The 24,032-nt window shown below is 36.9% G+C and carries 26 protein-coding genes and 1 tRNA gene; 10 read left to right on the plus strand and 17 right to left on the minus strand.

From position 1 onward, the window contains the following. Positions 1-15: 15 nt before the first annotated feature. The 3 genes from HC176_RS10145 to HC176_RS10155 all read right to left on the minus strand — a co-directional run bounded on the left by HC176_RS10145 (position 16) and on the right by HC176_RS10155 (position 1,976). Positions 16-984, minus strand: coding sequence for a FecR family protein (locus HC176_RS10145; RefSeq protein ID WP_167918090.1), 969 nt, complete (start codon positions 982-984; stop codon positions 16-18). A 75-nt stretch (positions 985-1,059) separates the two neighbouring features. Then, complete coding sequence (locus HC176_RS10150; RefSeq protein ID WP_167918091.1) at positions 1,060-1,638, minus strand: RNA polymerase sigma-70 factor; 579 nt, start codon at positions 1,636-1,638, stop codon at positions 1,060-1,062. A 256-nt stretch (positions 1,639-1,894) separates the two neighbouring features. Then, a tRNA-Leu gene (locus HC176_RS10155) sits at positions 1,895-1,976 on the minus strand. Between the two features lie 127 nt (positions 1,977-2,103). On the opposite strand from HC176_RS10155, the gene HC176_RS10160 reads away from it, so the two are divergent. The 3 genes from HC176_RS10160 (at position 2,104) to HC176_RS10170 (ending at position 5,682) form a co-directional block, all read left to right on the plus strand. After that, positions 2,104-3,492, plus strand: coding sequence for a dipeptidase (locus tag HC176_RS10160; RefSeq protein ID WP_167918092.1), 1,389 nt, complete (start codon positions 2,104-2,106; stop codon positions 3,490-3,492). A gap of 126 nt (positions 3,493-3,618) precedes the next feature. Beyond that, positions 3,619-4,479: a DMT family transporter gene (locus HC176_RS10165; protein WP_167918093.1), complete on the plus strand. Its 861-nt coding sequence runs from the start codon at positions 3,619-3,621 to the stop codon at positions 4,477-4,479. Between the two features lie 102 nt (positions 4,480-4,581). After that, entirely contained in the window at positions 4,582-5,682 is a 1,101-nt protein-coding gene (locus tag HC176_RS10170) for a DUF4407 domain-containing protein (RefSeq protein ID WP_167918094.1), read from the plus strand. Between the two features lie 2 nt (positions 5,683-5,684). Here the strand turns inward: HC176_RS10170 and HC176_RS10175 are convergent, their stop codons facing one another. Then, positions 5,685-5,963: an STAS domain-containing protein gene (locus tag HC176_RS10175; RefSeq protein ID WP_167918095.1), complete on the minus strand. Its 279-nt coding sequence runs from the start codon at positions 5,961-5,963 to the stop codon at positions 5,685-5,687. Between the two features lie 217 nt (positions 5,964-6,180). On the opposite strand from HC176_RS10175, the gene HC176_RS10180 reads away from it, so the two are divergent. Further along, a complete protein-coding gene (locus HC176_RS10180; protein ID WP_167918096.1) occupies positions 6,181-6,612 on the plus strand; it encodes a DUF4440 domain-containing protein in 432 nt (143 codons plus the stop codon). A 168-nt stretch (positions 6,613-6,780) separates the two neighbouring features. Here the strand turns inward: HC176_RS10180 and HC176_RS10185 are convergent, their stop codons facing one another. The 8 genes from HC176_RS10185 to HC176_RS10220 form a co-directional block, all read right to left on the minus strand. Further along, complete coding sequence (locus HC176_RS10185; RefSeq protein ID WP_167918097.1) at positions 6,781-7,359, minus strand: PhnA domain-containing protein; 579 nt, start codon at positions 7,357-7,359, stop codon at positions 6,781-6,783. Between the two features lie 140 nt (positions 7,360-7,499). Next, positions 7,500-8,330, minus strand: coding sequence for a hypothetical protein (locus HC176_RS10190; protein WP_167918098.1), 831 nt, complete (start codon positions 8,328-8,330; stop codon positions 7,500-7,502). Positions 8,331-8,475: 145 nt separating this feature from the next. Beyond that, the gene (locus tag HC176_RS10195; RefSeq protein ID WP_167918099.1) at positions 8,476-8,838 is read right to left on the minus strand and encodes an MmcQ/YjbR family DNA-binding protein; all 363 of its coding nucleotides are present in this window, start codon (positions 8,836-8,838) and stop codon (positions 8,476-8,478) included. Then, the gene (locus HC176_RS10200) at positions 8,835-9,443 is read right to left on the minus strand and encodes a DUF4230 domain-containing protein (protein ID WP_167918100.1); all 609 of its coding nucleotides are present in this window, start codon (positions 9,441-9,443) and stop codon (positions 8,835-8,837) included. Before HC176_RS10200 ends, HC176_RS10195 begins: the two co-directional genes overlap by 4 nt. 157 nt (positions 9,444-9,600) lie before the next feature. Then, a complete protein-coding gene (locus HC176_RS10205; RefSeq protein ID WP_167918101.1) occupies positions 9,601-10,356 on the minus strand; it encodes a cyclase family protein in 756 nt (251 codons plus the stop codon). A gap of 2 nt (positions 10,357-10,358) precedes the next feature. Further along, on the minus strand, positions 10,359-11,519 hold the full coding sequence (gene hemW, locus HC176_RS10210) for a radical SAM family heme chaperone HemW (protein WP_167918102.1): 1,161 nt from the start codon (positions 11,517-11,519) through the stop codon (positions 10,359-10,361). Next, a complete protein-coding gene (gene ruvC, locus HC176_RS10215; RefSeq protein ID WP_167918103.1) occupies positions 11,519-12,070 on the minus strand; it encodes a crossover junction endodeoxyribonuclease RuvC in 552 nt (183 codons plus the stop codon). Before ruvC ends, hemW begins: the two co-directional genes overlap by 1 nt. Continuing rightward, positions 12,067-12,708 carry an outer membrane beta-barrel protein gene (locus HC176_RS10220; RefSeq protein ID WP_167918104.1) on the minus strand — a complete coding sequence of 214 codons (642 nt, stop codon included), beginning with the start codon at positions 12,706-12,708 and terminating at the stop codon, positions 12,067-12,069. The genes ruvC and HC176_RS10220 overlap by 4 nt, the downstream gene beginning before the upstream one ends. Positions 12,709-12,780: 72 nt before the next feature. Here HC176_RS10220 and HC176_RS10225 point away from each other — a divergent pair, with 72 nt between their 5' ends. Together HC176_RS10225 and HC176_RS10230 are read left to right on the plus strand one after the other, a co-directional pair. Further along, the gene (locus HC176_RS10225) at positions 12,781-13,686 is read left to right on the plus strand and encodes a hypothetical protein (protein ID WP_342448680.1); all 906 of its coding nucleotides are present in this window, start codon (positions 12,781-12,783) and stop codon (positions 13,684-13,686) included. Next, positions 13,683-14,807, plus strand: a complete 1,125-nt coding sequence (locus HC176_RS10230) for a glycosyltransferase family 2 protein (RefSeq protein ID WP_167918106.1) — start codon at positions 13,683-13,685, stop codon at positions 14,805-14,807. Before HC176_RS10225 ends, HC176_RS10230 begins: the two co-directional genes overlap by 4 nt. Before the next feature lies 1 nt (position 14,808). On the opposite strand, the gene HC176_RS10235 is transcribed toward HC176_RS10230, so the two are convergent. Further along, entirely contained in the window at positions 14,809-15,285 is a 477-nt protein-coding gene (locus HC176_RS10235; protein ID WP_167918107.1) for a hypothetical protein, read from the minus strand. A 118-nt stretch (positions 15,286-15,403) separates the two neighbouring features. Here HC176_RS10235 and HC176_RS10240 point away from each other — a divergent pair, with 118 nt between their 5' ends. Continuing rightward, positions 15,404-15,907, plus strand: a complete 504-nt coding sequence (locus HC176_RS10240) for a DUF456 domain-containing protein (protein WP_167918108.1) — start codon at positions 15,404-15,406, stop codon at positions 15,905-15,907. Positions 15,908-16,152: 245 nt separating this feature from the next. Here HC176_RS10240 and HC176_RS10245 read toward each other — a convergent pair whose 3' ends face one another. The 4 genes from HC176_RS10245 to HC176_RS10260 all read right to left on the minus strand — a co-directional run bounded on the left by HC176_RS10245 (position 16,153) and on the right by HC176_RS10260 (position 20,335). Beyond that, positions 16,153-16,827 carry a response regulator gene (locus HC176_RS10245; RefSeq protein ID WP_167918109.1) on the minus strand — a complete coding sequence of 225 codons (675 nt, stop codon included), beginning with the start codon at positions 16,825-16,827 and terminating at the stop codon, positions 16,153-16,155. A 10-nt stretch (positions 16,828-16,837) separates the two neighbouring features. After that, positions 16,838-18,655: a tetratricopeptide repeat-containing sensor histidine kinase gene (locus HC176_RS10250; protein ID WP_167918110.1), complete on the minus strand. Its 1,818-nt coding sequence runs from the start codon at positions 18,653-18,655 to the stop codon at positions 16,838-16,840. Positions 18,656-18,793: 138 nt separating this feature from the next. Beyond that, positions 18,794-18,937, minus strand: a complete 144-nt coding sequence (locus HC176_RS10255; protein WP_167918111.1) for a hypothetical protein — start codon at positions 18,935-18,937, stop codon at positions 18,794-18,796. A 345-nt stretch (positions 18,938-19,282) separates the two neighbouring features. After that, positions 19,283-20,335, minus strand: a complete 1,053-nt coding sequence (locus HC176_RS10260) for a LacI family DNA-binding transcriptional regulator (protein ID WP_245234873.1) — start codon at positions 20,333-20,335, stop codon at positions 19,283-19,285. A gap of 131 nt (positions 20,336-20,466) precedes the next feature. On the opposite strand from HC176_RS10260, the gene HC176_RS10265 reads away from it, so the two are divergent. From HC176_RS10265 to HC176_RS10275, 3 genes are all read left to right on the plus strand, one after another. Then, entirely contained in the window at positions 20,467-21,270 is an 804-nt protein-coding gene (locus HC176_RS10265) for an HAD family hydrolase (RefSeq protein WP_167918112.1), read from the plus strand. Positions 21,271-21,502: 232 nt separating this feature from the next. Then, positions 21,503-22,951: an MBOAT family O-acyltransferase gene (locus HC176_RS10270; RefSeq protein WP_167918113.1), complete on the plus strand. Its 1,449-nt coding sequence runs from the start codon at positions 21,503-21,505 to the stop codon at positions 22,949-22,951. 3 nt (positions 22,952-22,954) lie between these two features. Next, on the plus strand, positions 22,955-23,905 hold the full coding sequence (locus HC176_RS10275) for a hypothetical protein (protein ID WP_167918114.1): 951 nt from the start codon (positions 22,955-22,957) through the stop codon (positions 23,903-23,905). Positions 23,906-24,032: the final 127 nt, after the last annotated feature.

A 24,032-nucleotide genomic window follows, 5' to 3' on the forward strand; every position in this document is an offset into this window, starting at 1 on the left:
TTTTATTCTTATAACTTATTTTATTAGTATCGTATCGTTTTCAATTTCGTACTTTAAGCCTATCATGAATTCCAAACTTTTAAATACTTTTTCAAGAGGTTCATCACTGTAGGCTGCCCGTATTTTTCTATTTAAAATGGAATCAGCTTCACAATGAATTTTAACATTGTACCACTTTTCAATTTTGCTAAAAGCTACTTTGGCGGTAATCGCATCGAAACGTAGCAGATTTTTATGCCAATCGGTTACGTATTCGGCATTTACAGTAGATTTTTCCAGTTCCCCATCCTCAGCATTAAAAGCGACTTGGGTGTTTTTTATAAGTATGAATTGTTTTTTGGTGATATTGTTTTCAACCTTAACCTTTCCGGTTTTTACGGCCACTTGAAAGTCGTTCTCGTCATTATTGCTCACACTGAATGAAGTTCCCAAAACGGTAGTTTTAAAATTCCCCGAAATAACCGTAAAAGGTTTATCAACGTTTCGTTTTACTTTAAAAAAGGCTTCGCCCCTCAATTCTACATCTCTATGGTTGTTTACAAATTTTTCAGGATAACGGATGGTAGCTCCAGAATTTAAATACACTATCGAGCTATCGGGCAGAAAGATTTCTGTACGTTGGCCCGCCATACTGGCGACAGAAACATAGTTAATAGGTTTTGGCACAAAAGAATCATTGTTAAAAAGCATCCCCAATCCTAACAGCACTACCAAAGACGCAGCAATGGCCATTATTTTTCTATTTGAAAAGAAATTATCACTCTCGGCCTGCTTTATTTTATAGCGTAGTTTTTTAAGCCCGCGATTAAGGTTGAATTCTTGAAAAACTTCGTCAGGGTGGTTTTTAAGCACGTCGGCAAGTTCATCATACTTGGCTTGATATTCGGGAAGTAAAAGGTATCGTTTTAACTGCGCCCTCTCTTCTTCAGAAGATTCGTTTGTTAAATTCTTTATAGCGATTTCGTAAAAAACTTCATCGTTCATATTATCTGATCTTTTACTATTAAGACCAGTATGAGGCGTTTAATCTACCATTGAAACTTATTAACAAATCGTTATCTAAACGTCAATAAAACTCAAACAAAAAGAAATAACAAACGTTATAAATTGCGATTCGTATTGGGAAACATGTTTTATGGCTTCAACCATTTGCTTTTGCACAGTACTAACCGAAATACCCAACTTTTCGGCTATTTCTTTGTATTTAAGTCCGTCTATTCTATTGAGCTTAAAAATGATTTTTCGCTGCGGCGGTAGTTCTTCTATAATCTGGTCTATTTGTATTTTAACCTCATTATAGTGTAAAGATTCATCAGAATTAAGATGAGAAAAACTGATACTAATTTCTGGAATTTCCTGCTTTAAATAATCGCTTTTTGCTTTATTGACAACATTGATGGACAGGTTTTTAGTCGCCACAAACAAATATGATTTTAGCGACGTATTGATTTGGAGCGTCTTTCTGTTTTGCCAAATTTTAAAGAACACATCGGCCACTACTTCTTCGGCCAAATCTGCACTCACCACATATTTTTTAGCATACAGACACAAGTTAAAATAATACTTTTGAAATAGCTGTTCCAAAGCACGCTGGTTATCCTTTTTAACACATTCAAAAAGTATTCTGTCTTCCTTCATCGAACTAAAATAGCTAAGATTTTTGCCGATAAAACTATTGCTTCTACAATGGCTGACTGTTATAAAAAAATTAAATTAATATTATTTTTAAAAGGCAGTCCCAGCTTAAAACAAAATTTCAAGCTTTGCTTCATAACTTAAAACATTCCTCAAAAACAAACTGTTTAATAAATATGTAGTAACTAAAGTGGGCAACTAACGAAGATATTGCATTAAAACAAAAAAAGCCTCTCAAATCTGAGAAGCTTTTTCGAGGTGCGGGCGGAGAGACTCGAACTCTCACACCTCGCGGCACTAGATCCTAAGTCTAGCGTGTCTACCAATTCCACCACGCCCGCAATATGTCCTATCCCAATTACTATCGGGAATCGGGATGCAAATATAAACAAGATTTTTAAATTGCAAACACCAAAGCCCTAAAAACATTCTTTTTTTATACTTTTGAAAAGAAACATTCCCTATTTTATGAAAAACATTCCATCATATATAAAAGAGCACAAAGAGCGATTTTTAAACGAACTTATTGAACTTCTAAAAATTCCATCAATAAGTGCCGACTCCGCATACAAATCCGATGTTTTAAAAACAGCCGAAGCCATTAAATCCTGTTTAGAAAAAGCAGGATGCGATACGGTTGAAATATGCCCAACTGCAGGCTACCCCATTGTGTATGGCAAAAAAACAATAGATAAAAACCTTCCTACTGTTTTAGTTTACGGGCATTACGACGTACAACCACCAGACCCATTAAATTTATGGAATTCACCGCCTTTTGAACCGGTAATTAAAACTACGGAAAAACATCCCGACGGTGCCATTTTTGCACGTGGTGCTTGCGACGACAAAGGCCAAATGTACATGCACGTAAAAGCTTTTGAGATTATGGTAAAAACTAACCAACTGCCCTGCAATGTAAAATTTATGATTGAAGGCGAAGAGGAAGTTGGCAGCGCCAATCTTGGTGATTTTGTTAAAAGCAATCGCGATAAACTAAAAAATGATGTGATCCTTATTTCCGATACAGGGATGATAGCTAACGACACCCCGTCAATAACTACTGGGCTCAGGGGCTTAAGCTACGTAGAAGTGGAAGTTACAGGCCCCAACCGCGATTTGCATTCCGGTTTGTACGGTGGCGCTGTGGCCAACCCCATCAATATTTTAACCAAAATGATTGCCTCATTGCATAACGAAAACAACCATATAACCATCCCCGAGTTTTACGATAAAGTTGAAGAACTTTCAACCGAAGAACGTACCGAAATGGCCAAAGCGCCTTTCAGTTTGGAAAACTATAAAAAAGCTTTGGACATCGATGCGGTTTATGGAGAAGACGGATTCACCACCAACGAGCGGAATTCCATCCGCCCAACACTCGACGTTAATGGTATTTGGGGCGGCTACATTGGTGAAGGTGCTAAAACCGTTATTCCGAGCAAAGCCTATGCAAAAATATCCATGCGCTTAGTACCTAACCAAGATTGGCAGGAAATCACGAAGCTTTTTACCGCACATTTTGAAAGTCTTGCCCCAAAAGGCGTTAAGGTTAAAGTGACTCCGCATCACGGCGGACAAGGTTACGTTACCCCTATTAGCAGTATTGGTTACCAAGCCGCAAGTAAAGCCTACGAGCAAACCTTTGGCAAAAAGCCCATTCCGCAGCGCAGTGGTGGCAGCATTCCCATTGTATCGCTTTTCGAACAGGAACTGGAAAGTAAAATTATACTTATGGGGTTTGGGCTGGATAGCGATGCCATACATTCCCCCAACGAGCATTTCGGTATCTGGAACTACCTAAAAGGCATAGAAACCATCCCCTATTTTTACAAATACTTTACAGAATTATCAAAATAATTTGGGCGCTACCTCAAGGGTCGGGCTATACGTTACAAGTCCTCGCTCCTTCGTCGCTGTGGGCTTTCCTCTTCTATCCCTAGCGCAAAACTCAACGCAAACCAAACTTTTAAAGTTATTAAACCTTTGAAAAACCAACACAGTAATTATCTCCTTCAGCTCGCATTAGCTACACTTTTTATTAGTGCTTCGGGTGCTTTAGGCCGTTATATCGATATGCCCACGCCCGTAGTAGTTTGGTGGCGCAGTATTTTAGGTGCTCTATTTTTACTGGGGTTCTGTGTGTATAAAAAATTCAATTTAAAAATACAATCCCAACAAGATGCGGTTTCCATTGGCATTAGTGCCCTTTTAATGGGCGGACATTGGTTGTTCTATTTCTTTGCATTAAAATTATCGAACGTAGCCATTGGGATGCTTTCCCTATTCGTGTTCCCTATTTTTACCGCGTTTTTAGAACCATTTTTTATAAAAATAAAGTTCGACCCTATTTATATCCTTTTAGGGATTATGGTTTTAGTGGGCATGTACATTATGGCGCCAGAATTTAATCTAGAAAACACGTACTTTAAAGGCATTCTATTTGGCTTACTTTCGGCTTTGTGCTATGCCTTGCGTAATATTATTTCAAAAAAACTTACCAGCAGTTACAACCCCACGAGTATTATGTTTTATCAAACTAGTATTTTAACGGCTGTGTTTTTGCCCGCTTTGTTTTTTATGGACACTTCAAATATTATTACGCAGTATCCCTACATTATACTGTTAGCTGTTGTGGTTACCGCTATTGGGCACACCTTGTTAATATATAGTTTGAAACACTTTTCGGTAAGTACGGCCAGTATTATCAATAGTATTCAACCAATCTTCGGAATTATCATTGCTTTTATTTTTTTAAACGAAATACCGACTAAAAATACGATGCTTGGTGGTTCGCTAATTTTAGCTACAGTTTTGATTGAAAGCGTTCGGTCTCGAAAAAAATAGAGTATTTTAAGCCGATTTATGTAACAAACCAACCGCTTTAACGTTCTAATAGTCAGACTGTGTTCTGCACAGTCTGAACATCAATCAAAAAAATCACTCATCATGTTAAAGCAATTTTTCATCATCTGCTCGGGCGCAGACACCCATATTTTAAATGATTGTTCTGTAGGCGAACAGAATAAATATGTCGGCATCGGAGCCACTGTATTCTTTACAGCCATCATGGCTTTTATCGCTTCTAGCTACGCGCTGTTCGTTATTTTTGAAAACTTATACTCGGCAATATTTTTCGGGCTCATTTGGGGTTTGCTCATATTCAATTTGGACCGCTACATTGTTTCTACAATAAAAAAAACAGGACAACCATTAAATGAATTTACTCAGGCTATACCACGAATTATTTTGGCAATTATAATTGCAGTGGTGATTTCGCAACCTTTGGAGCTGAAAGTTTTTGAAAAGGAAATTAACCAAGTGCTTTTGGAACAAAAAAATGAATTGACCTTAGCGAATAAGAGTCAAATAGCCGAACAATTTACACCTGAAATTAAAAATCTTCAAAATGAAATAACCCAATTACAAAATCAGATCGTTACCAAAGAAACCAAAGTGAATGCGCTTTACGACACATACATTTTGGAAGCTGAGGGCACAGCCGGCACAAAACTTTTGGGAAAAGGCCCGGTTTACAATGAAAAACGAGAAAAGCACGATGCCGCTTTGGCCGAACTCCAACAACTAAAAACCGAAAACAAAGCCAAAATGGTTTCGATTGAAAAACAAATAGTTCAGCTTCAAAGCAATTACAATAACGAGTTAACCAACACCCAACCCATTATCAATAATTTTGATGGTTTGATGGCGCGCGTCAATGCCTTGGGCAAATTGCCTTTATTGCCTTCATTGTTTATTTTCTTGCTGTTTTTAGCCATTGAAACGGCACCCATATTCGTAAAGTTACTTGCTCCGCAAGGGGCTTACGACTTTAAATTGGAAGACCAAGAAGAAGCCATAAAAGCCCACGCACTTCAAAACAAAAACCAACGAGAAACAATGCTCAAAACCGATATCGCCATAAACAATAGGATTTATACCGATATTGAACAAGAGGACGAACTCTACCAATACAAGCGCAAAAAAGCTAGGCAATTGATGCAATTGCAGGCCGATGCCTTTTTCAATAAGCAAAAAAATGTGTTGTAATTTTAAGCCGCAGTATTGGTTTGAAAATGGTCGTAAAGCTCCTTGCAACCAAACCCAACAATAGAGAACCGTTTATTTTTCACTAAAGCTTCGTTGTGCAATTTGGCAATAGCTTCAACACCAAATTTATCCATACTTTCAATGTCTTGAACACTGATGGTAACATCTTTTGCCTTGTCAAAAATATTGTTGAATTCTTGGTGAAACAAACCAATGTTGGTTTTGTTAAGGGTGCCTTTAATTTTAAAGAAGTTGTTGCAATTGGTGATTTTTAAATCCATAATACACGAGTGTTAACGGTTAAACATTTTAAACTTGAGGGAAACCAATCGTTTGATTGTGAGATAAAAATAGAAAAGAGGCAAGGTATTTGCACTATTTTTTCGACAAATCGATTTTAACTTCAGATAAAAACAAAACGTCTGTCAATTTGATCGATGAGCGACCTGTTTTAATAAACAGATTTTGCTACTTTTGAAGACTTTAAAATAGACCGGAATGAAAAAACTATTCTTATTAACCTTCTTGTTTTGTGGCTTTTTTGGTTTTTCTCAGGCCAATATTGAAGACGATATTAAGGCTATCAATAAAGTTTTAAAGAAACAACGCATCGCTTGGTCCAACTACAATTTAGAGGAATACATGGATGCCTATTGGAAAAGCGATTCGTTAAAATTTTACAGTAGCCATGGTGTGATTGAGGGCTGGTACGACACGTTCGATCGTTACGAAAAAGCCTACCCCACAGAAAAACACACTGGCAAACTCAGCTATAAAATCAACGCCATTACTCCCATTACCAATAATTCTTATTATATTTTAGGAGAATACCACATTAAGCGCGACATGGGCAATGCCGATGGTATTTTTATGCTGGTAGTTAAAAGCATCAATGGCGATTGGAAAATTATTGCGCACACCACTACTTAAATTCAAGACTTACCCGCTCATCATTTTATAAATGAAATACCATTACAAAATCGCCCTTATGACTGTTTTGGCTGCCATAACCATTTTCGGACTTATAACCGGCAGGTACCTTTTTTTGGTTTTCATGTTCCCGTTGGGCTTGGGGTGGTTCAATAAAAAAGACAAAAACTAGGTTTTCTTTACGTATTGGGTAAGGATTACTATTTGCTGCCCATCAACTTTGCCTTCAATATAAGTAGCGTTTTCATAATCCAAACGAATATTCCTTACAGCCGAACCTTGTTTGGCCACCATACTGGAACCTTTTACCTTTAGGTCCTTTATCAAAACGACATTGTCGCCGTTTTCTAAAATGGTGCCGTTAACATCGCGATGCACTATTTTTTCACTTTCATCTTGATCTTCGCCTGTTGCCCGTGCCAGTGCCAGAGCGTCATCGCTAAGATACATCATGTCCAACAAATCTTTTGGCCAACCTTCGTTACGTAACCGCTGCAGCATGCGCCAAGCCATAATTTGTACCGCCACGTGCTCGCTCCACATGCTGTCGTTAAGGCAGCGCCAATGGTTGGGATCCATTTCTGAACCTCCATTTATTTGATCTAAGCAGGTTTTACAAACCAAAACATCATTGTCCACATTTTCATTTAATGATGGCGGAATGGTATATTGACTTAAATGTTCTGCTGAACCACAAAGCTCGCAAGTATTGTTGCTTCTATCTTTTAAGGTTTGTAAAATACTCATGATTTATTTTTTGATGGTACAATTATACGTTTAATTAACGTTTTAGCAAACTAGAACTCATTTAATCACCCTAAATAACAAAAGCGGCTGGCAAAAATGTTTCTTTTGGCCAGCCGCTTTAAAATATTTATGCTATGATGTTATTTTGAAAGTTCGTGTACATGCTTGTACATATAATCGCCATGCACTCCAGTAAAATACTTTCCCCATGCCTTACCGTCTTTTTTTCGCTGCTCTTCATCTGGCCAAGCTTCCTTCATTAATTCATCTGTTCGGTCGTACATTTTATCCAAATCGGCCCAAGATTCAATAAAAAAGGCTTCCATGTGCTCTGTCCTGTCCGACCCCCAAGCGTGTACATTAGGGTAATATCCCTTTATATATTCATTTTTATTGATTATTTTTTCGATAAACTCTTTTCTCATTTCCATAAATTCTTCTTGCGTACCATCTTCTGGAAAGGCAAAGTGTGTTTTTCTAACGTAGCACAACAAATCTTTGGTGGGTGCTTCCTTCATGAGTTTGGCACCGGGCAACGGCGCGTAAATCTCATCGGAATGCTCATCGGAATAATACGAGAACCGCTTATCAAAAAAAGTTTTTCTGGCTTCTTCATCGGGCCAGGCTTCTTTTGCCAATTCTGAATTCCTTTCGGCAAATTTCCCCATATCGTCCCAAGTGGCAAAGGTTTGCACGTACACCAACTCGGTATTATCGGGTGTAAATTCGTGGAGATAAGTGGAAGCCCCCATAATGAATTCATTTTTTTTGGTGACTTTTTCCAAGTACTCTTTTTCAATGGCTTTCCATTCGTCCATTTTAAAATCCTCCTTGTCCATGTTCCAATGCATGGTGGTAATAGCGACGTACTCTGGTCTTTTTGGCGCATCTTCCTGAGCTGAAATAATTGAGAAATTGAATAGCAATAGCACAGCGGTTAATGCTGAAAATAATGGGTTGGTTGTTTTCATAATCTGTTAAATATTAAAGTTAATAATGAATTTAAATTCTACTTTAAGATTTAAGGACTTGATTATGCTATAAAAAATTAAGGATTGAGAGATGTTAAATATACAACAAAAACCATTTGAAATGAAAGGTTTAGCCAATTATTATTCAAACTAGTGTCTCTCTTATCTTTTTTGGAAGTCCTTTTACCACCATCTCGTAAGAATGGTCTATTAAATCTTTCACAAATTGTGCAGGCAGTTCGCCCTCATGCAAATAGAGTGTGTTCCAATGTTTTTTGCTCATGTGGTAACCGGGGCGGATGCTATTGTAATCGGCACGAAGTGTTTCGGAGTACTCGGGGTCGCCTTTTAGGTTGATTGCCGCTTCTCCTCTTTCCCACCATTTTAGGGAGGCCAGCGCAAACATTTTGCCGGCCACTTTAAACACCAACGTATCTTCATCAAAAGGAAAGTCTTCGGTAGTGCCTTTTTTATTTAAACAATAAGTTCGTATTTGCTCGATATTCATGGCAGTTGTTTTTGTTGCATTTCAGGAATTTCCAAAGCCGAATAATCCAATTTCCAACCAATGGTCTCCACAATGGTTTCAATAAGCGAAATGGTTTCCAACACTTCTTGTTGTGCCACTTGAAGCAATCCGCTTTCTGGAATTTTTTCTTCGATGTGGATTTTGGCATCGTTGTGCAGCCCAGTTAAATCGGTAGCTTCAAACCTATTGAAATACCCTTCCGATTTATCGTAATAATTCAAATTGGTTTCAATGGAAAGCACTTCGGGCTGTGGAAAATGCTCCAATAAAATTTTCTTCTTTTCGGTATCGGCTTTCAATTCAATTTTAGATAAATCGTAACCCACATGAGCCTTGGCATTGATGACCACCAAAGCTTTTTTTCGGCTCGACACCAGTTTTAAAAAACGTTGTTTTACATCTTCGTAATGGTAAATTTCAGCAAAGTCGCCCTCAACGGTAATGAATTTACAAACCCGTTTTATTTTATCTAAAAGAATGGTGGATTGCGCATGCGCCAACTGCTTTTTCTTGACAGATTTTAAAAACGTAACCACGCCCAAACATACCAAAGCACCGATAATTATACCTAAAAATATTTCCATTTATTCTAAGAGCCTGTTTAAGTTTTTATCAATTGTTTTTCTATGCCCCTTTTTGCACATAATTTTGTTGAAATTTCATCAAGTAGCCCAGCTATTATCTTCAATTTTGCCTCATTCTGCACAAAAATGAGCTGTTCAAAAAGTCAATCATAAAAATTTAAACAGGCTCTAATATTTTATACAAAATGGGTTTGCTTGGTGTGGCATCATTCTCAAAGGGCGCTATTTGTAAATTTAAAAAATATTCGCCATCCTGCACACGGTTTGGCACATAAATAAGTTCGGTAATGGTAGCATCTTTGCGTATTTTTCCTTTGGTATTCCAAAAAGCATTATGGCTTAACAATTGGCAATCGTCTTTTTCTTTATCAACGCTGGGCAAATCTATCAACAAATGATTTATGCCTTTTTCTCGCAAATAAACGGCGGCATCTTCCAATAAATATGTGGGGTTGGTATTAGAATATTGCATTGATAATTTTGATGCTGTATTGGGAATGGTACGTATCACTACCGCATCGCGTTTTTTATTACCCAAAGCAAACTGGATCTGCTTTTTCGAAATCACCGCATCGCCATTTAACTGTTCGGGCGCTACGGTAACCACTTCGGCCAAAAAGAAAAACTGTTTTAAATTCTCGTTTATGGAATGTCGCTTTTCGGTAATGTGCCCCACACATTCGGTGTGCGTGCCGTGTCCATGCGGATTAAACTCAATATTGTTAAAATTAATGCAGGCACCATCTTTAACGCTGGCCACCCACTCACCGTCTTTTACCGGTTCAATTTTCGGGGCGTCAACGTACCAAGCGGTAACGTTGTCATTCGAGGCCCTTATCGGCATGGAGATATCTAAAGGCTGGGTTAAATCTATTTTAAGTTTTCTGGAATTGTACTGTATGGTTGCAATCAAAATCAATTAATTTTAAAAAGATGGGAGGCTATGCCGTCGCATAAAAACTTGCCTTTTTTTGTAGTTAAAACTCTATCATCTTCAATATACAACAAATATTGGTTTATATAAATTCCAGATTGTTTTAAAAGATAATTTTTAAAGTTTTCACCAAATTGATTTTCAACATGCTTTAATGAAACGCCCCAAATGGTACGCAGCCCCGTCATTACATATTCATTGTATTTATCGGCAACCGAAAGGGTTTCCGTTTCATTAGGCAATTGGTTTTGCTGGATGCTTTTGATGTATTTGGAATTGTTGCCCACATTCCAACTTCTGTTGGTGCCGTTGAAGGAATGCGCAGAAGGCCCAATGCCCAAATAAGGTTTGCCCTGCCAATAGGCCGAATTGTTTTTACTGAAATAATTCCGCTTTCCAAAGTTTGAAAGCTCATAATGCACAAACCCCGAAGCCTCTAATTTTTCCAACAATATATTGAAATGCTGTTGAGCCATTTCGTCATCCACATTTTCTATTTTGCCTTTTTTTATTAGTGTTTCCAAAGCGGTTTTAGGCTCCACGGTTAGGGCATAGCACGAAATATGTGGCACGTTAAACGCTAACGCTGTTTCAATATTTTCCTGCCATTGTTCATTTGTAAGCCCTGGGATACCATAAATCAAATCGATGGAAATGTTATCGAAATATTTGGTAACTTCTGCCAAACACTGTTTAGCCTCTTCAGCATTGTGTGCCCGATTCATAAGTTTTAAGTCACGTTCAAAAAACGACTGAATACCAATACTCAAACGGTTAATGCCAATGTTGCGATAGACCTCGAAAATCGTTTCGTTGGTTTGGCCACTCGGTTCCGATTTTGGCAGTATCAAATCGTCGGGATTGGCCTCTAAAGTAATTTCTGGATGCTCGGTTACCGGGTAGTTTTTATAAACCGTTTCAATTAAAAATTGTAATTCATCTACCGACAACAATGAAGGTGTGCCACCTCCAAAGTAAATGGTTTCAACGGTTACACTGTTCAATTCGTTTTTCCGAAGTTCCAGTTCTTTTGTCAAACAAGCAAGCAGTTCATCCTTTTTCTTTATCGATGTTGAAAAATGAAAATCACAGTAATGGCAGGCCTGTTTGCAAAATGGAATATGGATGTAGATGCCGGCCATTATTTTTTAACCCTGTCTTCGTTATGTTTTACAAAAGCGGCCCACCCAGAATAACTTTTACCAAGCTCAACCCGGCCCGAGTTATAAAAATGGCAAACGGCCGCTGCCAAACCATCGGTCGCATCGAGGTTTTTGGGTAGTGTTTTTAGCCCCAACAAGCCTTGCAGCATTTTTGCGACCTGTTCTTTGCTCGCATTTCCGTTTCCGGTTATGGCCATTTTTATTTTTTTCGGCAGATATTCGGTTATGGGTATTTCGCGACTTAATCCTGCTGCCATAGCCACTCCTTGCGCCCTACCCAACTTCAACATACTCTGTACATTTTTCCCGTAGAAAGGCGCTTCAATGGCTATTTCGTCTGGGTTGTGAGTATCGATTAATTCGATGGTGCGTTCAAAAATGAGTTTCAGTTTTAAATAATGGTCGTCGTATTTTTTTAAATCGAGTTCGTTCAATTGCATAAACTGCATGGTTTTCCCCACTACTTTTATGAGACCGAAGCCCATAATGGTCGTTCCGGGGTCAATCCCTAAAATAATGCGCTCTTTCATCGGCCTCCACAATAATAACAACCACTCAACGAAATCGATGCGCCAAAGGTTATGGTTAATACATTGCCGTTAAACGAGCCAAAACCGTTGGAAACGGGATTGAAATCATCAGTAAATCCAAAAATATACGAACCGTCCAAATACACCGAGAGTGCATCCGAAACACCATAATGTAATTCCAATCCGCCCAAAGCGTTTAAAAACGAGGTTTTGTTTTCGCCGTAATTGCCCAAAGGTTTGACCATGGAATAGCCCGGCCCAACATGTAAAAACAAGCCCGTGTGTTTTGAAAAACTCAACATTTCGGAAGCATCAAAAACCAATTGGGCATTAATGCGTGAATAGTTTACTTTAAATTCGGGTGTGTTCTCCACATTGGAAAAACGGTTGTAACCAAAATCGAGCTTTGCCCCAAATTTTGGTTTGAACATATACTGCAACCCTAAATTGATGCTTGGAAAGTTAATGGCTTCCGATTCAAAATCACTCACAAAACCAGCTTGCGATGGGCTATTAACACCCAAAGCAAACTGCGCTTTTACAGTGCTGGTATCGCTTTGCGCCCATCCGAAAACAGCACAAAACAACGCCATTACAGTAAGCAAAACTTGGGGTTTCAAATTAAAATTTGAAATCATAACATAATATTGGTTTAATTTGTAACCTCTATGATGCGAAGGCTACCACACAAAACTAAACAATTCTTTTTTGTGCTTATTAAATTAAGCATTGTGATGGCTGCCTTTTACTTTATTTATGACAAGTTAACGAACAACGGCGCATTAAAATTTTCTGATTTTTGGAATTATATTTTAAAAAATGGTGTTTTTTCTACCAAAACCATCATTTTGTTGACGTTTTTAAGTGGATTCAACTGGTTTTTCGAAATTTTAAAATGGAAGGTTTTGGGGAGTTCGGTTGAAAAGATAACCTTAAAACAAGCCGCCGAACAAACTTTAGGGTCGCTAACGGCTTCACTTTTTACTCCAAACCGTATCGGTGAATACGGGGCGAAAGCGCTGTATTTCCCTTTTGGAAAACGAAAACAAGTGATGATTGCCAACCTAACGGGCAATGTACTTCAAATGATGGCAACCACCGTTTTTGGGGTGATTGGACTCTATTTTTTCATTAACAGCTACCAACTGAAAATGTTCTTTTTAAAACCTGAAGGTTATCCCTTTTTTGGTTTTTTGGTTATAGTTTTACTTGGTTTTCTATTTTTCTTCCGCAAGAAACTAACTTTAAAAAAATTTAAAATCTCAAAAAAGCAACTCGGATTTTGCGCTTTATTATCGGTGATTCGATACTTCATTTTTTCATTTCAATTTTTCGTTTTATTGCAACTTTTCGGTGTCAATTTGAATTATTTTGAAGCCATGACCATCATTTTATCCATGTATCTATTGGCTTCTGTAATCCCATCAATTTTTGTTTTTGATGTGCTTATAAAAGGCAGCGTGGCTGTATTTTTGTTTTTATTGGCAGGCGTAAACGAAGTGATTGTATTAAGCGTTGTAACCATAATGTGGGTATTCAATTTTATGCTCCCTAGCCTTTTGGGTTGTTATTTTGTGCTTACTTTTCAACCAAAAAGAAATACGGTTTCGGCATGATTATCGTTTCCGCCTTTATAACCATTGCTTATTTGCTTTTAATTGGCGCTTTCATTTTCGGGCTTGAGCGTATTGCTTTATTTAATTTAGAAAATCTCGCATCAAAAACTAATTTTTCAATCGTGATTCCTTTTCGGAATGAAGCTGAAAACCTGCCGGGTTTGTTGGCATCGATTGAACGACTGAACTACCCAAAAAACCAATTTGAAACTCTTTTTATTGATGATGCCTCAGAAGACAATTCAGCCGAAATCATAAAACAATCGCTTTCAAAAAGCAATATTAATTTCAAGATCGTTAAGAACGAAAGAAGCACGGCTTCTCCAAAAAAGGACGCCATTGAAACGGCCATAAAACAGGCAAAACACGATTGGATTATCACCACCGATGCCGATTGTATTTTACCTGAATATTGGCTGAATAGTTTTGATAAATTTATTCAAAAAAATGATGCCTGTTTTATTGCCGGTCCTGTCGCATACAACGAAAAACACTCGTTTTTAAACCGCTTCCAAATACTGGATTTACTCAGTTTGCAAGGCGCTACAATTGGTGGTTTCGGACTTAAAAAACCGTTTTTGTGCAACGGGGCCAATTTAGCTTACAAAAAAGAACTTTTTTTAAAACTCAACGGTTTTGAAGGAAATAGCAATATAGCCAGCGGCGACGATATTTTCTTTTTGGAAAAAGTAGTTAAAACACACCCCGAACAACTTCACTATTTAAAGTGTAAACAGGCCATTGTTGAAACCCCTGCGCAGCCAAATTGGAACCTTTTATTTGAACAACGCAAACGTTGGGCAGCGAAAACGAGCAATTACAATAACGGTTTCGGAAAATTTACAGGACTTGTGGTTTTACTCATGAACGCCCTGGTTCTTTTAGGTTTATGCCTTTCCTTTTTTGCTGTGTTAAACCCTAAATTTTGGATTTATATTTTCGCAGCAAAATTTTGTATTGATTTCGGTTTAATTTACAAATCGGCAATATTTTTCAATCAGAAATCAGCACTTAAAAGCTTTGTATTTGCGTTTTTAGTGTATCCGTTTTTTAGTGTTTTTGTGGCATTGACTTCCTTGGTTTCTGGCTACCAATGGAAAGGGCGGACGTTTAAAAAATAATTTACTCCACACTAATTACTAAAGGCAAACTGAACTCGGTCGTTACCTGTTGCCCGCGTTTTATGGCAGGGAATATTTTAGGCAGGGAATCCAAGCTGTTTTTTATAATACTATCCAATTCTGGGATTTCCTGTATTGTTAAACTATCTATTTTCGCACCTATTAGTTTAAGCATTCCTCGTTTGGACACCTGCATTTGCAACAGCACTGTATCGTAAATATCTTGGCTTACTACAATTCTTTCGTTCATTAAAAAACCGGTAATGTGATTGGTTAGCGTATGCTGGAAGCACACTTTTTTTTCGGCTTTTGAAATGGACGACTCGCAGTTTTCAAAACTGGGGTATTCGTCCACATCGTTCCAATTGAAAGTTTGCAGTTCTTCTTTTAAAATAGCTTCGGAAGATGTTTTTTTTACTTTGAAATTCTCGCACGACGAGAGCATCAAAACCAATATGGAAACAATAAAAAACTTCATAGTTTACAACTGAAACCGAAAAGTACAATTTTAAATTAAAACAAAACATACAACCTGCAGTATTTGTAACAAACAGCGCTATTTTCCGTCTAAAAACCAAGTAATATAAATTTATTTAATGGACATTATTCTAATAATCATTTCAGCATTTATAATGCTTTTGGGCATTTTAGGGAGTTTTTTGCCCGTACTGCCCGGGCCACTTACCAGTTGGCTTGGGCTTTTGGTGGTCCACTTTACTAAAGCCATCCCCATGGACAAACCATTTATAATCATCACGCTTTTGGTAGCGGGATTTATTTGGGTGTCGGATTATATTATTCCGGCAGTGGGCACCAAACGCTTTGGCGGTACTCGATACGGTATGATCGGCACTACCATTGGGCTAATAGTTGGTATTTTGGCCCCAATTCCCGGTGGAATAATTATTGGCCCTTTTGTTGGTGCATTAATCGGCGAGCTACTTAATAAAGCGGACTCCAAAACGGCCATTAGGGCAGCATTTGGTTCGTTTATTGGCTTTTTGGCTTCAACCTTTATAAAATTTGTGGTTGCGATTGTGTACCTGGGTCTTTACATTAGTTTGATTTGGGAACACAGAAATTCTCTTTTCAGTATATAAAAGAATAGCCCTGTGGGTCTCTCACCTCCACAGGGCTTTGTAAATTGCTATTATCAACAAAAAAATTGAGGGATTAATTAATTTTGAAGTGTTGATAGCACAAATATAGTGATAACAAATGTTATTGAACTGCGGAAAACCCGTAGTTAACCTACAGGTATTCAGCAAAACCCAGATATTCCGCTAATTTTCAGAGCATAAAAAATATGTTAAATCTCTAAAATTAACATTTTTTTGTAGTAAAACTAAACAAATCCCTTTTTTCGAGCTTCATTAAGTAGGGTTTCATCTTGGCCATCGTACACCTCAAAAATATCGCGTAATTGTTTTTTTCGTTTTTCAATGGCACTTAACGAAATATCTAAATGCGAAGCCAAATTTTTGGTCTTTACGCCTTGCGATAATAGGTAGAGTATCTTTCGGTTTTTGTCATCAATAACCACATCGCTGGTTATAGTTTTTCGTATGTAACTGTTTACCGTTCCGCTATAAAATGGCGGATTATTGAGTACCGCTTGGAAAGCACTGGCCAGCTCACTGGAAGTTAAATCACTTTTTATTAAAAACCCTTCGGGACCAATCGTTTTTATAATATTATGGATTCTGAAGGATTCATTAAACATGGTTAAAATGATGATTTTGGCATTGGGAAGGGCTTTTCGTGCGTACTCAGCCAAATCTTCACCCGAATTCATTGTGCCATCGGCCGAAGGTGGTAAACTTATATCAACAAAAAGGACATTATACGGGCGTTCATTCTGCACCGAGCGGTTCATCAATTTAATGGCCTCATCGCAATTATTGGCAATGTCTATTTCTAATTCTTGATTGTCTTTTTTAGTAAAAAGCAAGGTGTTTTGATACCCCTCAATTATTATTGGGTGGTCATCAATCATTAATATTTTTATTTTTTCAGTCATGATTTTGGCGTTAGGGTATGGGTGCCTCTATTATTACTGTTGTTCCTGTATTTTTTTCAGAAGTTATATTTATTGTTCCATTAATTTCTTTTATCCTTGAATTGATGTTTTTTAGGCCAATTCCTGATTTGGCTTTGTTCACGTCAAACCCGTCGCCATCATCAATTATGCTCAGGCAAATTACATTATTTTTTTGTCTAAAACTAATATTTACATGTGTGGCATTGGCGTGTTTGTAGATGTTATGAAGCGTTTCTTGGATTATCCTGTAAATGTGAATTTTCATCTTATTACCCGCCGAATCCCAATTAATATCATCGTCGTGTTCAAGATTATAGTTTAGTCCGTACACAGCTGTTTGGGTTTCCACCAAAGTTTTTATGATATCAATAAACCCAGAGCCCGAAACGAAATCGGTGTTCAATTCGTGCGATACTTTTCTAATATCGTCCTCAATATTTTTTAGTTCGCTAATGTACTGCCCTCTTGTTTTTATGGCCTCGACAGTGTTGTTCATATTTAAGCTGTCTAAGCTCAATCGTGCCCCAAATAATCTCCCTAGCACCCCATCGTGCAATTCTTCAGAAATCCGCTTTTTTTCCAATGTTCTTGCCTCTTCGATACTTTCATTTTGCGACAACATTAAATTGTAGATTTCCTCGTTGGTTTCCTGTTGTTTTTGAATGAACTGAAGCTCTTTATTTTTATTTCTTTGGGCAACCACTACATAAAGAAGGAATGAGGCAATGATTATTACTATTGAAATAACCAACAACCAAGCACGCTCTTTGGCTATTTGGATGTTTTCTTTTTCAATTTGATCGGTTTCAAAACGGATTCGTGCCGACTTGTTGCGAATAGCCCTTTCGTTTTTCTTCAAACTGTCGCTTAGTTTTATATACGCTTTTAAATGACTCGTTGCATTCTCGCCTTCCTCAATTTCCGAGAGCAACAACAACGATTTCAACAAATCATCATTATGGTATTGTTCTGAAATATTTTTTGCCCTATAGGCGTATTTTTTTGCTAAAGTTTTTTGATTGCTGTCGTTATAATACTCTGCAATATAATGGTTTATAATAATAGACACATAGCCATTGGGAGCTTCTCGCTCAGCAAGTTCAAGGGCCCTAAAATACAATCTTGGTAATTCGTCATTTTGTTCTGAGAGATAAAGCGTATGCGCATAATTTGCAAGCGTTGTGGCATAGTACTCTGGATTTTCTTCAATAATCTGCTCATCTTTCAAAATTTCATTAAAATACTCGAGGGCTAATTTGTACTTGCCTATATTTTTATATACATAACCAATATTGTTTAAGGAATTATAGATTTTGAATTTATCAATACCTTTTAAATCCTGTTTAATCGATAGTGCATTTTTATGGTATTTTATAGATTGTTCATATTGTTCGAGCTCATTAAAAAGAATACCCAAATTATTGTACAAAAACGATTTTAACTCCTTAACAGGGTAGGTTTGATCCAGTTGCTCCAACATTGAAATAGCCTCTATAGAGTTAACCTCACTTGCCATAAAATCCTTTTCGTTCCTTTGGATGTTGGCTATACCGTATAGGGCCGATGCGTGACCAAACTTGTCACCAATAAGACTGTAAAGTTTGCCCGCTTTGTAATAATGGTAGTTTGCGCTATCGGTTTTTGTCGTGGCCTTTCTATACCATTCGCCAACGTAATAGTGTGCTGCTGCAAGATTTAGAGTATCAACCGTTATAGAACTAATAACGGTACGCTTTAAGGAGTCCACTTTCTTCTTAATATCTTCCCCTTGTGAAAACGAAAAGCTAACACAAAAAATGCTAGCCAAGTATATCAAGAAATATTTCAATGCTTAAAGGTTTGTTCTCTATTTCTTCAAATGTATTTATAATTTTTCACTTTTTTACATCAAAAAAGCCCTTTATGAAAGCATAAAGGACTTTTAAAAATATTATAATTTCTATTATTAGTCATCAAATTGACCTCCAGTTATTGGAGCTTCTACATCTGGTCTTTCTAAAACGTCGTCTTCGGTTAAGTCTTGCTTTGTACAAGATACTAATGATGCAAAAATTGCTACTGCTACTAAAGTAATTTTTAGGGATTTCATATTAATTAGGTTTTAAGGTTAATACAATTTTATATCGTACTTAAAAACACAACATGATTACAACACCCAAAGGGTTGCTAGTGAACAACGGATAATTTTAAAAACCGATACACAACAGTACACCCAGCCTTTACTTAGAGGGATTTTTGGCTTAAACAAGCCTATAAATGGACTAACTTGTAATAACTGAACTTAGGGAAAATTTGGCGCACAGTTTTACATTGCTAATGTATGTTAATAAATTTTAATAACTTTTATTTTTTGCAAGAGACAGCGATATATTCGACGAAATACAACATATTTCATCGATGAAATGCAAAAACACTTATTTTTTAAGGTAATAACCTACAAAGTAGACTTGTTTTTCACTAAGGAAGTTTTAACGATTTTAGTTTTAACATCTTCAATAACGGAAGGGTTCTGTAATCTACGGATTAACATTTGCGCAGCCTGCGCTCCAATAATTTTGGCATGTTGACGGATGGTGGTCAATTTTGGAAGTGTATGATAGGAATCAGATTTACTGGCAAAAGCAATAACAGAAACATCCTTAGGCACTTTTAACCCCATATTGATTGCGGTGTTTAACGCAATAATTCCAGAAGAACTATCGGCGGCAATAACACCATCAATATTTCTATTTTTTTTAAAAAATGCCTTTATTTTCTTTTGATGATCGTCTTTCTTTTTAACAGCCAACACCAAAGGCTCACATCTGCTTTCAAGCATAGCCTTGTTGTAACCACGCTCCCTTAGTTTTCCAACACTTAATCCATTTATATCACTGATAAAAGCGATTCGTATTCTATTTTCATTCAATAAACTTTTAGTGGCATTATAAGTAGCATCAAAATCATCAACTATCACTTTATCGCACATTACATCATGCGCCACCCTATCGAACATCACAATAGGCAAACCTTGGTTGATGGTATTTTTAAAATGAGCTATTTCATTATTTACTTGGGTTTCTTCAGCAACCGATAATACAAACCCATCCACACTACCGTTAGCCAAAAGCTTAAGTGCTTCCTTTTCCTTTTCCAACGACTCGTTGGATATACAGGTTATAATATTATAACCATGCTTATTGGCCTCGCGCTCAATACCAAAAAGCACCTTGGCCAAAAACCGGTTGAGTATATTCGGAATAATCACCCCAATAGTCTTGGTTTTACTCTGTTTTAAACTCAAAGCCACTTTGTTTGGGGTATAATTATATTGTTCAGCGAGTTGCTTAACACGCTTTACAGTTTCTTCCCCAATTTCCTCACTATTATTAAGTGCTTTGGAAACCGTTGAAATTGAAACTCCCAATTCTTTTGCCAGCTGTTTTAAAGTAACCATGTGCCACCTGATAAATTTGCATTTGCAATGTACAAAATTAGTTTTAGTCATTTCGCACTATTTATTACAGCTCTCCACACCCTCGAAAAACTTACAAAAAAAAAGCATACCCCAAATTATATTAACCTTTAACTAAAAGAACTTTAACCCAATAATGTTATTTTTGTCCTTTAATTTAATTTATGGATTTTTCGAAAGTAAAACTTGTAGTTTCAGATATGGACGGCACCTTGCTAAACCCAAAAAGCGAGGTTAGTCCCCGATTTTTTAATCAGTTTAAAGCACTTAAGCAACAAAACATTCACTTTACCGCTGCAAGCGGCCGCCAATATCAAAGCATTTTAGACAAACTCCATCCCATAAAAGATGAGATTTCCATTATTGCTGAAAACGGAGGCATCATGAAGCACAACAACCAAGAGCAAATCTTGTTACAACTTACCAGTGAAAACGTTAAAAATGCCGTTACACTACTCAGAAATATTGAAGGTACCTACATTGTTTTGTGCGGGAGGCAGCGTGCGTATATTGAAACTACCGATGAAGCATTTATTTCAAAATTTAGAGATTATTACAAAGAATACACTATTGTTGAGGATTTAACCCAAGTTGAAAACGACGATTTCTTAAAAATCGCAGTATTCCACCATATATCTTCCGAATCATACATTCTCCCTACGGCCGAAGCCCTAAAAAAAGACCTGCAAGTTATCGTGTCTGGTGAAAACTGGCTGGATATTTCGCATGCCGAAGCCAATAAAAGCTACGCACTATCGCTTCTACAAAAACAACTGGGCGTTACCAAGGAAGAAACCATGGTTTTTGGCGACTACAACAACGATTTGCAAATGATGGATTTGGCCTATTTTAGCTACGCCATGGAAAATGCCCACGACGACGTAAAAAAAACGGCTCGATTTAAAACCAAAAGCAATGCGGAAGAAGGCGTTGAAACTGTTTTAGATGAGTTACTGAAGCGAAGTTAGAAAAAACAAACTCCATCCCAAAAGCCATATTTCACATCAATAACAAAAGGCCTTTCAATTCTTTCAAACACAAAAATCACCGTTAAAAAGAGTGTTTAGTCGACAAAAAACACATTTGAACACAAAAACTTACGCTTTTTATCGATAAAATATTTTTATAGCATGTAAGCACACTATATTTACACGGTGGTTATCCCTAAAATTGACTGAAGCAAACTAAAAGCGCCCTACTATGCTGTTTAACTCTTTTGGGTTCCTTGTATTTTTACCCATTATCGTTATAGGATTCTATCTTATAAACCATAAATTCCGTTGGATGTGGCTTCTTGCCGGCAGTTACTTTTTCTACTCTTTTCACGAACCAGAATTACTTATTCTGCTATTGATATCAACAGTAACGGATTATTTATGTGGGTTAAAAATGGTAGGCGCAAGCCAAAAACTCAAAAAAATATGTTTAGCAATTAGCCTTGTTATCAATATAGGCATGTTGTTCATATTTAAATACCTTGCTTTTTTCAGCAATTCGGTTTATGAGCTGCTCGCCTTTTTTGGGGTAGAAATAACTCCCTCGGAAAATTTAGGATCTTACACCTTCAGCAATATCATGCTTCCTGTCGGTATTAGTTTTTACACATTTCAAACACTTAGCTACACGATAGATATTTACAGAGGCAATATAAAGCCTGAAAAACATTTCGGCATCTTTGCTTTGTATGTTGCGTTTTTCCCCCAATTGGTAGCCGGTCCCATTGAACGGGCCTCAAGGTTAATTCCGCAATTAAAAGAAAACGTAAAAGTAAATTTGTTAAATATTCAAAAAGGATTGATTTTAATAGCTTGGGGCTTACTTTTAAAAGTAGTTGTTGCCGATCGATTGGGCGTTTATGTTGATAAAGCCTTTGCCAACCCAGATTCACCACATAGCCTTGCTTTAATTCTCGGAGCCTTTTTTTTTGTTTTTCAAATTTATTTCGACTTCTCAGCTTACACATCTATAGCCATTGGCACAGCCCAAACTATAGGTGTCAAACTGATGCAAAATTTTAATCGACCTATATTTTCCGTAAATATTTCTGAATTTTGGAGACGTTGGCATATATCCCTTATGCAATGGCTTCGAGACTATCTCTACAAGCCGCTCGGGGCATCCAAGGGCACCAAAGCTAAAACCATACGAAATCTCTTTATCCTGTTTATCATTGTTGGACTTTGGCATGGTGCCAGTTGGACCTTTGTTGCTTGGGGTTTCTTAAACGCTTTATTGATGGTAGCGGAATACTCAACGACATCGTTTCGAAAGAAAGTATTTAAAACCCTTAAAATAAGTAAAAAAACCACTAATTTTCTAGGATGGATTACAATTTTATGCTATAGCATGCTATCTCTAGTATTTTTTCGTTCTCCAAGTTTCAAAGATGCGTTGACCTACATTAACCACATGTTTCAGTTAAACAGTCTGCACATAAATATATTGCACAACTATTTTGAACTTATATTAAGTTTCACACTTATTATAATCGTACAAACCATTCATTACTACAAAGGCAATGCTAAAATTTACGACCTAGTTATTGGCAAGCCTAAACATATACGTTGGTCGTTTTATATTGCATACATTTTCATTGTAACACTTTTTGCCATTAATAGGCAAAATACTTTTATATACTTTCAATTTTAAAGAATGAAACGGTTTTTAATTAAATTATCGCTCTTTACCCTATCATTAATATGTGTTTATGGTTTTTTAGTAAATAAACTATCTGAGGACTATGTCGATATTTACTATAAGAAGTTTACCCAAAAAGCAAGCGGTTTAATCATCGGAATTTCTAAAGCAAGTAAAGGCATTAACCCCGCCATTATTGAAAAAAAACTTAAAGACCTTAATTACGATACCCCAATAATAAATTTCGCATTAAACGTAAACAATTCTCCTTTTGGCGAGGTATATTTCGAGGCTATAAAAAAGAAACTGAACCCAAAACAAAACAATCAACTTTTTATTATAGCAGTATCACCAGGTGCCTTTGCCGCACCACAAAAAATGAATCCGGAAGACATCTATAAAATGGACAAAAACAGAACTATTTTAGGAAAAGTAAGCCAAGTGGCTGCTAATCCAAATTACAACTATGTCCTAAACACCTACGAACAACCCTTATACAACGCACTGCACCCTTATGAGAAATGGACGTTTAACGAAATACACGATAATGGCTGGCTAGAAATCATGCCTGTCGCTAAAAAAGATACGATAAGGGAATCAGACACAAAGTTTTGGAAATCTAATATTTTACGCCTTTTCAGGGACCAATTAGGTTTTCAGGAGGTTTCGTCGTATCGCATTGATAGTTTCACTAAAATACTCGCTTACCTGAAAAGCAAAGGAGACACATTTATAGTTCGTATTCCCGAAGACCAAGAATTCTATGACCTAGAACATAAATTTTGGCCCACCTTCGAAAGGGATATGGACAGTATTTCAAATCAACACGACATACCTTTTTTGAACTACTCTAATCTTATTGGTCATTTCAAAACTTATGATGGCCTACATTTAGACAGTACAGGAGCTACGGAATTCACTAAAATGTTCAGTGAAGATATTTACAATTACTTAATAAAGGATTAAAGCGGATCAGTCCTAAAAGTTGGGGAGTTAAATAGTTTTATCTTTGGGGAAAATTAAATTTGTGGAAATTTCTAAAGAATTACTATCCTTATTGCTACCTGATTTTTTGGTAGACCATTTTAGTTTT

The organism is Tamlana crocina (assembly GCF_012037625.1).

Coding starts and splice junctions, on each gene's coding strand:
- HC176_RS10145 (WP_167918090.1), bottom strand. CDS start 984: ATGAACGATGAAGTTTTTTACGAAATCGCTATAAAGAATTTAACAAAC.
- HC176_RS10150 (WP_167918091.1), bottom strand. CDS start 1,638: ATGAAGGAAGACAGAATACTTTTTGAATGTGTTAAAAAGGATAACCAG.
- HC176_RS10160 (WP_167918092.1), top strand. CDS start 2,104: ATGAAAAACATTCCATCATATATAAAAGAGCACAAAGAGCGATTTTTA.
- HC176_RS10170 (WP_167918094.1), top strand. CDS start 4,582: ATGTTAAAGCAATTTTTCATCATCTGCTCGGGCGCAGACACCCATATT.
- HC176_RS10175 (WP_167918095.1), bottom strand. CDS start 5,963: ATGGATTTAAAAATCACCAATTGCAACAACTTCTTTAAAATTAAAGGC.
- HC176_RS10180 (WP_167918096.1), top strand. CDS start 6,181: ATGAAAAAACTATTCTTATTAACCTTCTTGTTTTGTGGCTTTTTTGGT.
- HC176_RS10185 (WP_167918097.1), bottom strand. CDS start 7,359: ATGAGTATTTTACAAACCTTAAAAGATAGAAGCAACAATACTTGCGAG.
- HC176_RS10190 (WP_167918098.1), bottom strand. CDS start 8,330: ATGAAAACAACCAACCCATTATTTTCAGCATTAACCGCTGTGCTATTG.
- HC176_RS10195 (WP_167918099.1), bottom strand. CDS start 8,838: ATGAATATCGAGCAAATACGAACTTATTGTTTAAATAAAAAAGGCACT.
- HC176_RS10200 (WP_167918100.1), bottom strand. CDS start 9,443: ATGGAAATATTTTTAGGTATAATTATCGGTGCTTTGGTATGTTTGGGC.
- hemW (WP_167918102.1), bottom strand. CDS start 11,519: ATGGCCGGCATCTACATCCATATTCCATTTTGCAAACAGGCCTGCCAT.
- ruvC (WP_167918103.1), bottom strand. CDS start 12,070: ATGAAAGAGCGCATTATTTTAGGGATTGACCCCGGAACGACCATTATG.
- HC176_RS10220 (WP_167918104.1), bottom strand. CDS start 12,708: ATGATTTCAAATTTTAATTTGAAACCCCAAGTTTTGCTTACTGTAATG.
- HC176_RS10230 (WP_167918106.1), top strand. CDS start 13,683: ATGATTATCGTTTCCGCCTTTATAACCATTGCTTATTTGCTTTTAATT.
- HC176_RS10235 (WP_167918107.1), bottom strand. CDS start 15,285: ATGAAGTTTTTTATTGTTTCCATATTGGTTTTGATGCTCTCGTCGTGC.
- HC176_RS10240 (WP_167918108.1), top strand. CDS start 15,404: ATGGACATTATTCTAATAATCATTTCAGCATTTATAATGCTTTTGGGC.
- HC176_RS10245 (WP_167918109.1), bottom strand. CDS start 16,827: ATGACTGAAAAAATAAAAATATTAATGATTGATGACCACCCAATAATA.
- HC176_RS10255 (WP_167918111.1), bottom strand. CDS start 18,937: ATGAAATCCCTAAAAATTACTTTAGTAGCAGTAGCAATTTTTGCATCA.
- HC176_RS10260 (WP_245234873.1), bottom strand. CDS start 20,335: ATGACTAAAACTAATTTTGTACATTGCAAATGCAAATTTATCAGGTGG.
- HC176_RS10265 (WP_167918112.1), top strand. CDS start 20,467: ATGGATTTTTCGAAAGTAAAACTTGTAGTTTCAGATATGGACGGCACC.
- HC176_RS10270 (WP_167918113.1), top strand. CDS start 21,503: ATGCTGTTTAACTCTTTTGGGTTCCTTGTATTTTTACCCATTATCGTT.
- HC176_RS10275 (WP_167918114.1), top strand. CDS start 22,955: ATGAAACGGTTTTTAATTAAATTATCGCTCTTTACCCTATCATTAATA.